A 12,617-nucleotide genomic window follows, 5' to 3' on the forward strand; every position below is an offset into this window, starting at 1 on the left:
ACCATGCGCTTCATTGTCGCCCTGTACGAGGTGGACCGTGTCTTTGGCGGTCCCGAGGAAGGTGGCTGGTGGTACGATACTGGCGAGCTTCGCCGGCCGCTCGCGCTCGCCCCGACCAACGATGCCGCAGTCGCCATCGCCGCACGCGCGAACCGGCTGCTCGACCGTCTCCAGCGCCACAAGCGGCCGGTCGACTCCGCCGCCTATGAAGGCGGTCGCCATCGCGCGCACGTCTTCACCACGACGGCGCCGCCGGCCTACCCCGCGGAACGGCCCCGCTACTGCTGACGCAGATGCGGGTCGCGCCGCTCGCGTTTCAGCGATACAGTCCCAACGAGGGGAATTGACATGCCGACACCCATCCCGATCGATCCCGCCGAACGCGCCGAACGCGCCGAAGCGGAAGACGCGGCGCGCGAGCTGCTCCGCGACCTGATCGGCGCCGACTATTCGGACACCACGCTGCGCGTGTGCGCCGACCACCTCCTGAGCTTCCGCCGCCATCCGAAGACCCAGGCCGAGCAGCCGCCGACCGCGGCGCTCGACCGGCTCTTCGCCATCGCCAAGTCCGATACCGGCCAGTCGGCACGCGTCGCCAACTTCCTCCTGGCATGGTGGAACGGCGCCGATCTCGGCCATTTCCCGATCGCGGACCTGTTCGGTCTCGATCGCGCGATCGCCGACGACATCACCGCCGCTGTCCGCTTTCTCGGCCGACACCCAGGCGCGGTGTACGCCGACAGCCTCGGTTATCGCGGCGACGTGATGGACCTCCTCGCCCGCTGGCGCGGCATCACCGTCGAGGACGCCGCCTGACCATGATGATCGACTTCGAGGATCGCGAGCCGGCCGAGCCGATGTCGCTCAGCACCAAAATCTTCATCGTCATCATCTGCCTGCTCACCGCCTATGGCTGGTACGCGAACGCGATCGAGCTCTGGCACCTGGTCGCGGGCCTGTTCGCGTGACGAGCAAGTCGACGATCGAGACCAGCCTTGGCAAGGTCTGGGTGACGCACTTCGACAACGGCGACGCCGCGCTCTGGTGGCCCGATCGCGCCCGCGTCGGGCCTGCCGTCGTCGACATCATCGACGGCCGGGCGGCCTGGAAGCCGAAATACGGCAACTGGATCGTTCCTGCGGTTCATGCCGAGACGCTGATCGCCGAGATCGGCGACCTGTAGCAGGGGAGGGCGGCGCATCCCGCCCGTCGCATAAGCGCCGACCGGGACCGCGGCTCTACTCGGCTTTGCCGAGCGGAGCCCCGCGGGCGGGTCTCCGCCCTACCGGGTGACGATCCGCTTGCGAAAAGGACCGACGCCCTGGCAGGAGCGCCGGTCCCCATCGAAGGGCATGCCGCAACAACCCGCGACGAACGGATCGGTTCGAGCCCGCGCGGACGGTTAACAGAAATGAGGTTGCCGTTCACCTAACGACCTTGAGGTCAGGGTGATTGGTTCTCGCTGTCCGTTGACACCAAAACCTGCCCCGTGACGCCAGGACGAAACGCGATTTGGCACAACCCGGTAACAGCCCTGTTGTCCAACGGGGCGGCTCTTTGACACGTCCATGCCCGATCAAGCTGGGCGAGCCGTCCCGATTGGGATCCACTGGCGGGCAAGGTCAGAGCGGTGTTATCATGACCGCTCGGTTGGGAGCCAGCACGTTGGAGACGCAGCAGTAGTGTCCACCCTAACTATCATTGCGCTGCTGATCATAGTGGCAGTCGGTTATCACTTTTTGCCGGAGAAGGTGCGAGAACCAGAGCGAGCCAATCCCAAGCCGCGCCACGTTAATGCTAGCGGAAATGATTTGTTTTGGCGTGAAAAGTTCTACACCAATACTGAGTCGCCGGCTGAGATCGCTTTTCTCAATGCGATGATTGACGGTTTCGACCTGAAGCCAAAAAACGGTGCGCTGTTTTCAGATGGTCTGCGGCTCGACCTTCAAGTCGAGCAAGGACAGTATCGAGCCGATTTCATGATCGACCGCTGGTTAGTTGTCGAGATCGATGGCGCGGCTTGGCACTCATCCGACGAAGCCAAGGCCAATGACGCAAGACGCGACGCCTACTTCGAAAGCCTCGGCTACACCGTCTTGCGTATCGCCGCGAAGATAGCACTGTACCAGCCAACCAACGCCATCTCGAGCGTTAGAATGGCACTATCAAAGGGCAAGCGTCGCTTGCCTGAGTTTGCTCCACCAACCCCGAGGTCTGGTTTCCAGCGCTTAGCGGAAACGGGTTCGCTGATGGCGAAGGCGCTGTCCGAGGCTGCCGAACACTCCTCTCGCTTGTTGACAGTGCAACGTGCGCTTGAGCCTGCACACCTCGCTTTCCACTTCGAAAAATCGATGATCGAGCAGGCAATCGAGACAGTGCGACTTGATCGCCGGACGGAAGCCTACCTCGACACCGAGGAGAAGCGAGCTTCCTTCGATGCATTCTCTGCGCGCCTGCAACAGCGGCTTGCCGAGTTAGAAGCTTCGGATAAACACAAGAGAGAGAAGCTCGTCTTGCACGCATTTCCCACGAGCGTACCTCTTTCAGATCCGCATGCCGAGGAGATCGGCCGCAAGTTTGCTGAGATACAAGCGGAGAGGACCAGCTACCTGCGCTCGATACGCAGGCGATTGGAGGAGGATGCTGGACTCAAAAACGGGGTTATCGGCGTGCTGCATCGGCTCGAATGCTCACCGTTAATTCCACTGATTGCCTCAGAGGGAAAAGCATAACATCGCGAAAGGCGGGCAAAGCCTGTTGCCGCTTGTACCTTCACAGCTTTGCCGCACGGTGAGACCAAGGCGTCCGGAACGGGTCGAAAACGGACGAGGCATCTTTGCCGCAAACGAACCGCCAACGGGATTAACAGCTCGGGCAGCGCCTCGTGGGCGCGGTCAGGCGCTCCCGTTTTTTCGAAATGTGTTCCCGATTGCCCTTTCCCGAAATGGCTGATCGGCGACGGAGAAGCGGGAAAGGGCCGGCCCTGTCACAGAGGCTCGGTTTCGGTCTCAAAGGAGACTCGCTGGTCCGCCCAGCATGACATGCGCCTCTTGGCGGCCGTCAAGGATCGGCGGTGCCCCCAATTTCGCGCCCGCCGCGCGGTCACGAAATCGGCTCCCCCACCGCCCGCTCCGCGGCGCCGCAAACGGCGTCCCTGACGGCCTGGACGCGCATGCCCCGGCGGAACCGCCATCAAATCATGGAGGTTCACGTGGCTGGCTTTCAAATCACTTTCTTTCGCGCGGCGCTAAAGGCGGGTATCAGTCCCGACGAGGCGCAACATCTGAGCGACGTCACGGAGGACTTCATCGTGAGGACAGTCGATACCGCGAACCGCGATCTCGTGGCGCAGCTCAAGACGATGAACGGCAAGCTCGACAACATCGACGGCAAGTTCGAGAACCGCATCACGCTCAGCCGGGTCCAGCTGGCCGCCATTCTCGGGATCGCTGCAAGCGGCGGGACCGTGGGTCCGCTGGCCCTCAAGATGATCGGCCTCGGCTAATCCATGGGGGCCGCGGCCCCATTTTTGCTCGACCGCCACTGCTGCATTTCCCGCTCACGCGGCGAACCCGGAAGCCCCCGCTGAAAAGCTCAAGCGAGCCAGTTCTCGACCGCAAGGCCTCGAATGCGTCGGAACTCCCCCTCGTTGGCGGTAACGAGCGTTGCTCCAACCGTGAGCGCATGTGCGCCAATGAGTAGATCGTTCGGACCGATCGTCTTGCCTTCCGCCTCCAGTTCAGCCCTCAGCCCGCCATATTTCGTGTCGGCCGGCACCTCGAGCGGGATCACCTCCAAGCCTTCGAGGATCGCCTCGACCTGAGCGAGCAACCTGGGCGACCCCTTCTTGGCGCAGCCATAACGCAGCTCCGCAGCGGTGATGATGCTGACACAGAGCGCTTCGCCGTCGAGCTCAACCACCTTGCGGAACACGCGTCCCTGCGGATCGCGAACCATGTCAGACACGATGTTCGTATCGAGCATGTATCGTCTAGCGGTCACAAATCGACACTCCGGAGCGGACCAAGGCCGTCGTCCAAATCCCCGGGAAGCTGATCCTCCGGTCCAAGTGGGGAAAGCGATCGCAAGATCGTGGCGAGATCAGCCTTGGGCTCGGGCTCGATGATGAGCTTGTCGCCCACCTTGTGGATGAGAACAGTGGTCCCGGGCAATTCAAACTCGGCTGGGATCCTCACCGCCTGACTACGATTGTTGCGAAACAGCTTCGCTGCGCGAGCGCCGGTCGCCGGCATTGCCTGAGCCATGGCTCATCTCCTTGGATATGCCATGTATATGCCAACTCACGCCGATCCGCGCAACCGCAAAGCCTGACCAAAGGGCCCGTAACGCTCCCGTGACGACGTCCATCGCCGCGCGAAGTGCGCTGGCGATGAGGGCGCTTCTCGCGCCTGCCCGGCCGGAGGCCGGGGAGAGGAGTGGGTGAGAGTGAGGTGTCTCGGACAAGGGGTTCGAGAGCATCGACCAGGAGGTTTTCCCCATGAACATTGGTTCCATCAAGCAGAACGACGCCGGCATCTTCATCGGCCGCGTGTCGACCCTGACGGTCGTGATGACGATCGCGCTTCGCGAGGTGCGCAGCGCCAACCCGAAGGCGCCGAAGTACGAGGTCCACGCGCTCAACCAGGCGTCGCGGTCGTGGGTGCAGGTCGGTGCGCTCTTCGAGCTGACCGCCAGCGCGACCGGCGAGGCGTTCCTGAACGGCCGGATCGACGATCCGAGCCTCGCGCAGCCGCTCTACATCTCGGCGTTCCGCCAGCAGGACGGCTCGTACAACCTCGTCTGGCAGCGCCCGCAGCGCCGCCGCGACGTGACGGCCGCGATGGCGCCCAAGGGCGGCGACGACGGCCTGCCGCCGTTCCCGGGCACCGAGGACGGCACCGGCGCGGGCGAGCCCGCCGGCACCGCCAGCGACGGCCTCGGCGAATCCACCGCCGGCGACGCCTTCGGCGGAGCGCCGGAGACGCCCGCCAAGGGCGGCCGCCGTCGCGCCGCGCAGCCGGCCGAGCCCGAGACGGTCTGACCGACCGGCCGGGGTGCCTCCCACCCCGGTTTTCTCCTCCCCATCGCGCGTCGAAGCCCCCGCGCGCGGACCTGCAGGGCTCGCTTCGCTCCCCCGGCGAGGCGGGCCCTGTCTTTGTTCGCCCTTACGGCCTCACCGACAGGAGCCGCCGCGGTGCCGATCTCCCTCGAACACCACCTCGCCATCGCGACACGCGACTACGCCGCGCTCTCCCGCTTCGCGGTTCGACGCGAGCGGTTCCTCGACGCGCTCGACTGGACCGCCCTCGAGGAACAGTTCGCGCGGGAAGCATCGATGACGGACGACCTCATCAACGAGGACCTTCGAGCGTCGAGCGACGCGGATCATTGATCTACGCCGTCGCCCGGATGGCAACCTGAAAACACGGCTCAACGTCTCCAGCCCGGAGCCGCTGTGATGGCGGTGAACCGCCTTCAGCGACAACCATCTGGCGCGGAGATCCCCGGCCAACATGACGCTCGGCTGCGAGATCGCACCGGCAAGGAGCTCGACGGGCCACGAGTGGCTCGCGGGAATGGTGGTGATCCCACCAGGCTGCGGACTCACCGCGGTCTTTTCAGAGCAAGGAAGGAACGACTACCATGATGCTACGACGTTTCGCCGCGCTGGGGGCGATCGCCCTCGCCGTCGGCATGCCGGCAGCGGCCAGCGCCATGCCCGCCAGCCCGGTCCTGCTCGCGATGGCGAGCTATGTCGGCGAGAAGGCCGGGGAAGACTCGGTCGCCAAGGTCAGCTTGAAGAAGGCGCACTGGAAGGCGCACGCGGCCGCCCACGCGAAGGGCGACTGCAAGGACTGCCCTGACTGCGCAGATTGCGCAGACTGCGCCGATTGCAAGGACCGCGACGAGGCGACGAAGACTGTCGCGTCAGCCGAAGGCCGTGTAGGTCGGGTGCCGTTCGTGCTGACGACGTTCGCCTGCTGGACCATGCTGTTCGCGAGCCGCTACGACCTCCGCTTCGTCCACTTCCTTGCCGGTCTCTCGCAACCGGCGCTCTTCGGCTCCATGGCGATGGTCGCCTGGATCGCCTCGGCGGTGATGGTGAAGCGGCTCCACGACGTCGGATGGTCGGGCCTCAATACGATCTGGATCGCGCTCCTCGCGCTGCTCGGCGACCCGCTCGATACGAGCGCGCCGCTCCTGATGGGCATGGCCGCGGACTCGATCTTCGCGCAGCTGTGGCTCTGCATCGAGCCTGGCACCCGCCGAGCCAACCGCTTCGGCAACGCTGCTCCCATCGGGGGCTGAACGGAGCTTGTCATGGACCAATGCGACCTCTTCGGCGACCCGCTGCCACCTCCCGAACCGGAGCAGGTGGTCGAGCTGCACCTCCCGCCACTCGCCGCGCCCTGCGGCTTCCGCAACCGTTCGAACAATCCATGCCAGCGCCTCGCCCGAGACCCGGTCAGACTGGACGGACGCGAACTGCGCTCGCATGGCCGGCTCCTCCTCCACTGCCCCATGGAGTGCTTCAATGGCGCGTCGGCCGAAGAGACCCCGACCTTTGCGGAGGCAGCGGAATGACGGTCAGCGGCCCGACCCGGCTCGCCGGCGTGGTGGAGATGACGCCACGCGGTCCGATGCTGCTCGAGGCAGACGGGATGCGCTGGCGGCTGATCGGCGACGTGGAGACCGAGCACCTGCTCGGGACGCCGGTGACGGTCGAGGGCACGATCAACGGGGCGGCGATCGCCGCCTACTACCTGGCGGCGCGAACGGAGGCACCAACATGCTGAGCCCTGCGAGCGCGTTCCCCTACCGTCGCCCTGGGTGCCCATATTGCGGGCACCTGATCGACCACTGGCCCCGCGACACCAACCTTCAAAGCTGCCAGCTCTGCCTCCGTCCGATGGTCCTCCTGCGGTGGCCGACCGACTGGAACGGACCGAAGCGGTTGCGCGGCCTGCTCGACGTCGGCTTCGCTCTGTATGGCCTGCTGACGATCGGGCTGGTCGCGACGTTCGTCGTCACCGGGCTCTCGCCCCACGCCTTCGCCAAGGGCTTCTCGGTCCTTCTCTTCATCGTCGGGAGCGTGCTGGCGGCCGACGGCGTGCTCGGGCTGCGGACCGGCATGGACAAGACGGGGAAGCGCTTCCGCTCCGGACCTGGAGCAAGGGTGTTCGCGGGCGGGAAGCTGGCTTCCGGGTTGGCGGCGATCCTGCTCCTATGCGTCGGCCTGACCCTGTAGCGAGCGCCTCGTTCAACCGCCTGCCTTGCTGGCGCCTGCCCGCGCCATCATCCCGGCCGCGCGCTCGGTTGCAGCGCGCGTGTCGCCGGCGAGCTTCTTTACCTCACCTGCGACCACGGCAAAACCTCGCCCCGAGTTTCCAGCCCGAGCCGCCTCGATCGTCGCGTTCAGCGCCAACAGGTTCGTCTGGCTCGCAATCTCGCCGATGCTCGTCACGATGCCGCCGAGCTCCTTAAGCGCCGCCTTCAGCTGTTCGTTGCCGCGCTGAAGCTCAGATTGGACCTCACGCCGATCGCTGACGTCGGCAGCGATCTTCAAGATCCGCCCCGGTCGACCATCGGCGTCGAGGACCGGATTGTACGTCGCCTGCAGGTAGACAACTTTCCCGCCGCGGGTCAGGCGTGGGTACTCACCCGTCAGGAAATCGCCGGAGCCGAGCTTCCGCCAGAACTCCGCATAAGCAGGCGAGGCGGCCAGCTCCGGGGTGCAGAAGATGCGGTGGTGCTGCCCGACGACTTGGGCGAGCCTGTACCCCATGAGGGACAAGAAGACGTCGTTCGCCCACAGCACCGTTCCCGATGTGTCGAACTCGATCACGGCCTGCGACCGGCACAGCGCGGCCCAAGCGGCTTCGGTAAGAGCCGTGCTCCGCGGCGTCATGGTTTCCGCGAACCCCCTCGTGGCGGGACGCTACACGCAGATGATTAAGATATTCGGCGTGGAGAGGCTCGGCTGGACGTGGCATAGCTGAAGGACGGGGGATGAAGGAATGTTAGGCTGGCTTACACGCCCATGGTTTGAGGCTCGATCGCTTGGCGTGCTGCAGACCTACTACGATCAACCGCTGAAGAACCCGCTGCCGCCGTTTGAGGCGCGCCTTCTTCGGGGCGCGGTGAACCTCACACGAAAGGACGGTGGCACGCCGTTCGACGCGGCGACGCGCTTCTACGCCGGCTTTGCGGAGACCGCAGTGGGCCAGGGCCGCTCGCTTGACGACATCGGCTTCGCTGGCGTGCTCGGTCGCATGTGGTCGCTTCGCGACAAGATGAAGTTCTATGATGAGCACGTTGCGGCGCTCAAAACAGTGAGCACAGCCGCGCAAGCGCGGGCCGCGGCCGACAGCGGCGCGTGATCCGGCAGGGCGCTTGGACGCCTGCTGGACCTATCCATCCGCGCCCGTGAACTTCATGGCACAAATTGGGGGAAAGATGCTTCGGACATTCAAATTAGCGGTTGCTGTTTCGCTAGTCGCTGTCGCTACAGGCGTGACGGCCGCACCGCAAAAACGAGCAACAGCGCGCCGATCGGCACCGGCACGGGCGGTCGCACCAGCGCCCCGACCGTTCGATCCCAAACCTACGCAGCCAGCGTCGAAGGCGTGGACTGTACGAATGTCGCTGCACGAGCCAAGTCGGTCGTGCCGATCGAGAAGGCGCTACACGGGATCGCCAGCGCCTACCCTTGGGGGCCGCCAACCAAAGGCGAGTTCGAGTCCACGGCCGCGTTCGATCAGCGGGTGCATGACGAGCTAAACGCCAAGCTCGGGGGCACCGATCGCATCGTTGCCGTTATTCCGATCCGGGACATGATGAAGTACGACGCGGACACGTCGACGCTGACCATCAACCCGGTCGACAAGCGGGTCAAAGAGAACGTCATCACCGTCAAGGCTTACAGCGACATCGATGGCGAGAGCACCTATGTCGGCAGCAACGCCTACGGTGCGTCGACCGAAGTTTCCCGGCATACTTTCACACAGTTCTACATGCTGCTGCCCGCCCGGGGACAGACCGCCATAACTTCGACCATGGCGCCCGACGCGGCTCGCTCCCTCAAAGAGAACGGCTCGCTCGTTCTGGTCGGATCGCTGCTTTCGCCGTACATCGCCTATGAGCGTCAGCGCGGTAGGCCGACGATCAGCGATCCGAACGACGTGACGTACCTGCAGTTCTACCTGGGAATGATCGCGCAATGCGCCGTGATCGTGAACCAGGGCGAGGAAGTCGGGCGTATCGCATTATGACCCTCCTACTGACCCTGGCGCTGGCGGTGATCGCCTTCCTTGTCCGCCGCAACTATCAGCTGGAGAAGCGGTGGCGATCGCTGCGCTACTGCTGGTATTCGATGTCCGACCTTGCAGCGGGCCGCCTGAACCAGGATGGCGAGCCCGACGAGCAATGGCTCACCGCCATGCGCGAGCAAGCCGCCTTCATGGCGCGCTTCGGCGCCTCGCCGCTGTCGAGCGAGGGCGTCCGGCTTTACGAAGCGGCGCTGCTAGAGCGCAATGTCCCGATCCTCACCGAACACAGGGTCTGACCTCGAAATTGGAGGCCGTCAGCGCCGACCGCGCACCGGGGATCATCCGTCAACCGCCAGCTTCGCCGCGTCGTCCATGACCGTATCAGGGTCGCCGAACCGATAGGATGCGAGCTCGTCGCGATCGGCCCTGCTCAGCGGGCTCTTGCTATAGGTCCCCTTGGCCCAGCTGTCAGTTCCGGTGTGACGTTCGCCGAGGCGCAACATCTCGTCATGGGGAGCCACGTACCAGACGCCGCGGTCGGGGAATGCGACCCAGATGTTCCGACCGATATACTTCTTGTCGATCGTCCACCGGCCCTTCAGCTGAACAAGCCTGGTGTCACCGGTCGCCTCGTTCAGCAGAATCAGGTCGATGCCGTTGTCGTAGACAGGCAGATAGGCATTGTAGCCCTGGTTGAGCGCCACAGTGACGAGCGCGTTGCGGTTCACCACCTCGACGGCATCGCTGGTGAGCTTCATAGGAACAGTTCCACCGATTCGCGATGCTTGACGTGACCCCCGGCTTTCATCCAGCCGAAACCAGAGACCGGCGATTGTTGTGGTGCACGAGCGCACCCGAAGCAACGGCCTGGACGCGTCCAGGCCGTTGCTTCTCGATCTCGGCGGCGAAGGCCGCCGGGGTGGCGTAGCCGAGCGACGAGTGCGGCCGCTCGGTGTTGTAGTCGTCGGCCCACGCCCGGACCACGGAGCGGGCATGCGCGAGGCTGAGGAACAGGGTCTCGTTGAGATGGCGTAGTCGGGGCATGGGCTCGGCTGCTGGCGAGGTCCATGCTTCGGTGTTGCTGGAAGAGGAGCACCCCCATGTCGACGCTTTATGCTGGATTGGATGTCTCGCTCGAGATGACGAGCGTATGCGTGGTTGACGCTGAAGGGCGCCTGTTGGCCGAGAAGCAGGTCAGCTCGGATCCGGAGGCGATCACCAAGGCACTGTTGCTGGTTGAAGGCACGTGGGATCGCGTCGGCCTCGAAGCGGGACCGCTGTCGCAATGGCTCTTCTTCGGCCTGAAGGATGCAGGATTTCCGGCTGTGTGCATTGAGACGCGGCACGCCAAGGCGGCGATCACGGCGATGTCGCGCAACAAGAACGATCGTAACGACGCGCGTTCGATCGCGCAGATCGTCCGCTCGGGTTGGTTCAAGGCGGTGCACGTGAAGTCGACCGAGAGCCAAGAACTGCGCACGCTGCTCACCAGTCGCGAGTTCCTGGTCAACAAGGTCCGCGACCATGAGAACGAGGTGCGCGGCGCGCTCAGGCCGTTCGGGCTAAAGGTCGGACGGGTCAGCGCGAGCGGGTTCGCCCAGCGCATTCGCGACCTCGTCTCCGACCGGCCGCGGTTGGCGGTCTGCATGGAGGCGCTGCTTGCCTCGCGCGAGGTCCTGCGCCAGCAACTGGCCAGCCTTCACAACGCGTTGCTCCGGGTCGTAAAGAACGACGAGTTGTGCGTGCGCTTCATGGGCATCCCGGGCGTCGGCCCGGTTTCGGCGCTGGCGTTCAAGACCACCATCGACCGACCCGATCGGTTCCGACGGTCAGCCGACGTCGGCGCTCACCTCGGCCTCACCCCGCGCCAGTTCCAGTCCGGCGAAACCGATCGACGCGGTCGGATCGGCAAGGGCGGCGACAGCCTGACCCGAACGGCGCTTTTCGCCGCCGCCAATGTGATGCTCAGCCGGTCGACACAGTGGACTGCGCTCAAGCACTGGGGCGTGACGCTCGCCAGGCGCAGTTCGCTCAAGAAGGCCAAGGTGGCAGTGGCCCGTAAGCTCGCCGTCATCATGCATCGCATGTGGCGCGATGGCACTCCCTTCCGCTGGACAGCGCAGGAGGCATAACTAACACCAGAACCCTGATCGGGACCAGGCGTCAGCCTGACCGATCCGAGGTCCCGGCAGGGCCGGGGATGAGGCGAAGGCCGCACGAGTGCCTGGGCCGCAAGCGCATGCCAAAGCGAGCCCGCCGTTTAGCATGGTCCGCCTCACCATCGATGCCCATCATGCGGCGACAACGACCGCGGACAGAAGCATGACCCCATGCCGAGGATTTTGGACCGGACCAGCTTGACGTGAGGGCCCCGACTACAGAAGCAGCTCGTCGCGCATGCGGCCGTTGAAGCTCTCGACATAGCCGTTCTGCATGGGGCGGCCCGGCGCGATGTAGTGCCACTCGACCTTTGCCTCGCCCGACCAGACCAGCACCGCGTTCGAGGTCAGCTCGGTGCCGTTGTCGCTGACGATCATGCCTGGCCGACCACGCTCGGCAACCAGGTCGACCAGCTCGCGCACGACCCGCTTGCCGGAGATCGAGGTGTCCACCACCGCACGCAGGCATTCGCGCGTGACGTCGTCGACGATGTTGAGCACGCGGAACCGCCGGCCAGTGGCAAGCTGGTCATGCACGAAGTCCAGGCTCCAGCGCTGGTTGGGGAGCGCCAGCACCGGCCCAGGCGCCCGCGCGCCCACGGCGCGCCTTCGCCCCTTCCTGCGCCTGACCGTCAGCCCCTCCTCCCGGTAGATCCGCTGCGTCTTCTTGCGGTTGATCGTGACGCCGTCCCGCCGCAGCAGGATGTGCAGTCGGCGGTAGCCGAAACGGCGCCGCTGGCCGGCCAACTCGCGCAGACGTGCCCGCAGATCCTCGTCGCCATCGCGACACGAGCGGTAGCGCATGCTCGTCCGGTCGGCCCCGATCACGGCGCAGGCGCGCCGCTCGCTCATCCCGAACCCAGCCTGCAACCGCGCGACCGCCTCCCGCTTGGCGGCCACGCTCACCACTTTTTTGCCAGCAGGTCTTTCAACCCCGCATTGTCCAGCATAGCGTCGGCCAGCAGCCGCTTGAGCCTGCCATTCTCGTCTTCCAGCGCCCGCAGCCGCTTCGCCTCGGACACCTCCAGGCCACCATACTTGGCCTTCCAGGCGTAGTAGGTCGCGCTCGACATGCCGTGCTTGCGGCACAGCTCTGTCACCACCGCACCCGCCTCGGCCTTCCTTCAGAATGCCGATGATCTGCTCTTCCGAAAACTGCTTCCGCTTCATTCCGTCCGTCCCTTCGAGG

At 65.0% G+C, this 12,617-nt stretch carries 20 protein-coding genes and 2 pseudogenes; 16 read left to right on the top strand and 6 right to left on the bottom strand.

Features of this window, described 5'->3' with window-relative positions:
• Nucleotides 1-3: 3 nt before the first annotated feature.
• The 6 genes from DVW87_RS16620 to DVW87_RS16640 all read left to right on the top strand — a co-directional run bounded on the left by DVW87_RS16620 (nucleotide 4) and on the right by DVW87_RS16640 (nucleotide 3,505).
• A complete protein-coding gene (locus DVW87_RS16620; RefSeq protein WP_114688930.1) occupies nucleotides 4-288 on the top strand; it encodes a hypothetical protein in 285 nt (94 codons plus the stop codon).
• Nucleotides 289-348: 60 nt separating this feature from the next.
• Nucleotides 349-816 (top strand): DUF7673 family protein, encoded by a 468-nt coding sequence (locus DVW87_RS16625; RefSeq protein WP_476712796.1) that lies wholly within the window; start codon nucleotides 349-351, stop codon nucleotides 814-816.
• Between the two features lie 2 nt (nucleotides 817-818).
• Nucleotides 819-968, top strand: a complete 150-nt coding sequence (locus tag DVW87_RS18170) for a hypothetical protein (protein WP_181814881.1) — start codon at nucleotides 819-821, stop codon at nucleotides 966-968.
• Entirely contained in the window at nucleotides 965-1,183 is a 219-nt protein-coding gene (locus DVW87_RS16630) for a hypothetical protein (protein ID WP_114688931.1), read from the top strand. Before DVW87_RS18170 ends, DVW87_RS16630 begins: the two co-directional genes overlap by 4 nt.
• Before the next feature lie 499 nt (nucleotides 1,184-1,682).
• Nucleotides 1,683-2,732, top strand: a complete 1,050-nt coding sequence (locus DVW87_RS16635; RefSeq protein WP_181814882.1) for an endonuclease domain-containing protein — start codon at nucleotides 1,683-1,685, stop codon at nucleotides 2,730-2,732.
• A 467-nt stretch (nucleotides 2,733-3,199) separates the two neighbouring features.
• The gene (locus tag DVW87_RS16640; protein WP_114688933.1) at nucleotides 3,200-3,505 is read left to right on the top strand and encodes a hypothetical protein; all 306 of its coding nucleotides are present in this window, start codon (nucleotides 3,200-3,202) and stop codon (nucleotides 3,503-3,505) included.
• An 89-nt stretch (nucleotides 3,506-3,594) separates the two neighbouring features.
• Here the strand turns inward: DVW87_RS16640 and DVW87_RS16645 are convergent, their stop codons facing one another.
• The gene (locus tag DVW87_RS16645) at nucleotides 3,595-3,984 is read right to left on the bottom strand and encodes a type II toxin-antitoxin system VapC family toxin (protein ID WP_114688934.1); all 390 of its coding nucleotides are present in this window, start codon (nucleotides 3,982-3,984) and stop codon (nucleotides 3,595-3,597) included.
• 14 nt (nucleotides 3,985-3,998) lie between these two features.
• On the bottom strand, nucleotides 3,999-4,265 hold the full coding sequence (locus DVW87_RS16650; protein WP_220149844.1) for an antitoxin: 267 nt from the start codon (nucleotides 4,263-4,265) through the stop codon (nucleotides 3,999-4,001).
• A 233-nt stretch (nucleotides 4,266-4,498) separates the two neighbouring features.
• Here DVW87_RS16650 and DVW87_RS16655 point away from each other — a divergent pair, with 233 nt between their 5' ends.
• The 6 genes from DVW87_RS16655 to DVW87_RS16680 all read left to right on the top strand — a co-directional run bounded on the left by DVW87_RS16655 (nucleotide 4,499) and on the right by DVW87_RS16680 (nucleotide 7,249).
• Nucleotides 4,499-5,041 carry a DUF736 domain-containing protein gene (locus DVW87_RS16655; protein WP_114688935.1) on the top strand — a complete coding sequence of 181 codons (543 nt, stop codon included), beginning with the start codon at nucleotides 4,499-4,501 and terminating at the stop codon, nucleotides 5,039-5,041.
• A 153-nt stretch (nucleotides 5,042-5,194) separates the two neighbouring features.
• Entirely contained in the window at nucleotides 5,195-5,392 is a 198-nt protein-coding gene (locus tag DVW87_RS16660; protein WP_114688936.1) for a hypothetical protein, read from the top strand.
• A 251-nt stretch (nucleotides 5,393-5,643) separates the two neighbouring features.
• A complete protein-coding gene (locus tag DVW87_RS16665) occupies nucleotides 5,644-6,309 on the top strand; it encodes a DUF805 domain-containing protein (RefSeq protein ID WP_114688937.1) in 666 nt (221 codons plus the stop codon).
• A 12-nt stretch (nucleotides 6,310-6,321) separates the two neighbouring features.
• Nucleotides 6,322-6,585, top strand: a complete 264-nt coding sequence (locus DVW87_RS16670) for a hypothetical protein (protein WP_114688938.1) — start codon at nucleotides 6,322-6,324, stop codon at nucleotides 6,583-6,585.
• The gene (locus tag DVW87_RS16675; protein WP_114688939.1) at nucleotides 6,582-6,797 is read left to right on the top strand and encodes a DUF5818 domain-containing protein; all 216 of its coding nucleotides are present in this window, start codon (nucleotides 6,582-6,584) and stop codon (nucleotides 6,795-6,797) included. Before DVW87_RS16670 ends, DVW87_RS16675 begins: the two co-directional genes overlap by 4 nt.
• A 113-nt stretch (nucleotides 6,798-6,910) precedes the next feature.
• Entirely contained in the window at nucleotides 6,911-7,249 is a 339-nt protein-coding gene (locus DVW87_RS16680) for a hypothetical protein (protein ID WP_114688940.1), read from the top strand.
• A gap of 12 nt (nucleotides 7,250-7,261) precedes the next feature.
• On the opposite strand, the gene DVW87_RS18530 is transcribed toward DVW87_RS16680, so the two are convergent.
• Nucleotides 7,262-7,909 carry a methyl-accepting chemotaxis protein gene (locus DVW87_RS18530; RefSeq protein WP_114688941.1) on the bottom strand — a complete coding sequence of 216 codons (648 nt, stop codon included), beginning with the start codon at nucleotides 7,907-7,909 and terminating at the stop codon, nucleotides 7,262-7,264.
• A gap of 157 nt (nucleotides 7,910-8,066) precedes the next feature.
• Between DVW87_RS18530 and DVW87_RS16690 the strand changes: the two genes are divergently transcribed.
• From DVW87_RS16690 to DVW87_RS16700, 3 genes are all read left to right on the top strand, one after another.
• The gene (locus DVW87_RS16690; RefSeq protein WP_114688942.1) at nucleotides 8,067-8,381 is read left to right on the top strand and encodes a hypothetical protein; all 315 of its coding nucleotides are present in this window, start codon (nucleotides 8,067-8,069) and stop codon (nucleotides 8,379-8,381) included.
• A gap of 285 nt (nucleotides 8,382-8,666) precedes the next feature.
• On the top strand, nucleotides 8,667-9,272 hold the full coding sequence (locus DVW87_RS16695; protein ID WP_114688943.1) for a hypothetical protein: 606 nt from the start codon (nucleotides 8,667-8,669) through the stop codon (nucleotides 9,270-9,272).
• Nucleotides 9,269-9,565 (top strand): hypothetical protein, encoded by a 297-nt coding sequence (locus DVW87_RS16700; RefSeq protein ID WP_114688944.1) that lies wholly within the window; start codon nucleotides 9,269-9,271, stop codon nucleotides 9,563-9,565. The genes DVW87_RS16695 and DVW87_RS16700 overlap by 4 nt, the downstream gene beginning before the upstream one ends.
• 42 nt (nucleotides 9,566-9,607) lie before the next feature.
• Here the strand turns inward: DVW87_RS16700 and DVW87_RS16705 are convergent, their stop codons facing one another.
• Nucleotides 9,608-10,027, bottom strand: a complete 420-nt coding sequence (locus DVW87_RS16705; protein ID WP_114688945.1) for a hypothetical protein — start codon at nucleotides 10,025-10,027, stop codon at nucleotides 9,608-9,610.
• A gap of 46 nt (nucleotides 10,028-10,073) precedes the next feature.
• Nucleotides 10,074-10,295, bottom strand: a pseudogene (locus DVW87_RS16710) (integrase core domain-containing protein); the annotation flags it as partial.
• A 74-nt stretch (nucleotides 10,296-10,369) separates the two neighbouring features.
• Between DVW87_RS16710 and DVW87_RS16715 the strand changes: the two are divergent.
• Entirely contained in the window at nucleotides 10,370-11,401 is a 1,032-nt protein-coding gene (locus DVW87_RS16715; protein ID WP_114688946.1) for an IS110 family RNA-guided transposase, read from the top strand.
• Between the two features lie 249 nt (nucleotides 11,402-11,650).
• Here DVW87_RS16715 and DVW87_RS16720 read toward each other — a convergent pair.
• Nucleotides 11,651-12,598, bottom strand: a pseudogene (locus DVW87_RS16720) (IS3 family transposase); the annotation flags it as partial.
• Nucleotides 12,599-12,617 lie beyond the last annotated feature (19 nt).

The organism is Sphingomonas aracearum, assembly GCF_003345355.1.
Lineage (GTDB): Bacteria > Pseudomonadota > Alphaproteobacteria > Sphingomonadales > Sphingomonadaceae > Sphingomonas > Sphingomonas aracearum.

What these genes read in the sequence shown, in the direction of transcription:
- DVW87_RS16620 (WP_114688930.1), top strand. Translation starts at nt 4, where the DNA reads ATGCGCTTCATTGTCGCCCTGTACGAGGTGGACCGTGTCTTTGGCGGT.
- DVW87_RS16625 (WP_476712796.1), top strand. Translation starts at nt 349, where the DNA reads ATGCCGACACCCATCCCGATCGATCCCGCCGAACGCGCCGAACGCGCC.
- DVW87_RS18170 (WP_181814881.1), top strand. Translation starts at nt 819, where the DNA reads ATGATGATCGACTTCGAGGATCGCGAGCCGGCCGAGCCGATGTCGCTC.
- DVW87_RS16640 (WP_114688933.1), top strand. Translation starts at nt 3,200, where the DNA reads ATGGAGGTTCACGTGGCTGGCTTTCAAATCACTTTCTTTCGCGCGGCG.
- DVW87_RS16645 (WP_114688934.1), bottom strand. Translation starts at nt 3,984, where the DNA reads ATGCTCGATACGAACATCGTGTCTGACATGGTTCGCGATCCGCAGGGA.
- DVW87_RS16650 (WP_220149844.1), bottom strand. Translation starts at nt 4,265, where the DNA reads ATGGCTCAGGCAATGCCGGCGACCGGCGCTCGCGCAGCGAAGCTGTTT.
- DVW87_RS16655 (WP_114688935.1), top strand. Translation starts at nt 4,499, where the DNA reads ATGAACATTGGTTCCATCAAGCAGAACGACGCCGGCATCTTCATCGGC.
- DVW87_RS16665 (WP_114688937.1), top strand. Translation starts at nt 5,644, where the DNA reads ATGATGCTACGACGTTTCGCCGCGCTGGGGGCGATCGCCCTCGCCGTC.
- DVW87_RS16670 (WP_114688938.1), top strand. Translation starts at nt 6,322, where the DNA reads ATGGACCAATGCGACCTCTTCGGCGACCCGCTGCCACCTCCCGAACCG.
- DVW87_RS16675 (WP_114688939.1), top strand. Translation starts at nt 6,582, where the DNA reads ATGACGGTCAGCGGCCCGACCCGGCTCGCCGGCGTGGTGGAGATGACG.
- DVW87_RS16680 (WP_114688940.1), top strand. Translation starts at nt 6,911, where the DNA reads ATGGTCCTCCTGCGGTGGCCGACCGACTGGAACGGACCGAAGCGGTTG.
- DVW87_RS18530 (WP_114688941.1), bottom strand. Translation starts at nt 7,909, where the DNA reads ATGACGCCGCGGAGCACGGCTCTTACCGAAGCCGCTTGGGCCGCGCTG.
- DVW87_RS16700 (WP_114688944.1), top strand. Translation starts at nt 9,269, where the DNA reads ATGACCCTCCTACTGACCCTGGCGCTGGCGGTGATCGCCTTCCTTGTC.
- DVW87_RS16705 (WP_114688945.1), bottom strand. Translation starts at nt 10,027, where the DNA reads ATGAAGCTCACCAGCGATGCCGTCGAGGTGGTGAACCGCAACGCGCTC.
- DVW87_RS16715 (WP_114688946.1), top strand. Translation starts at nt 10,370, where the DNA reads ATGTCGACGCTTTATGCTGGATTGGATGTCTCGCTCGAGATGACGAGC.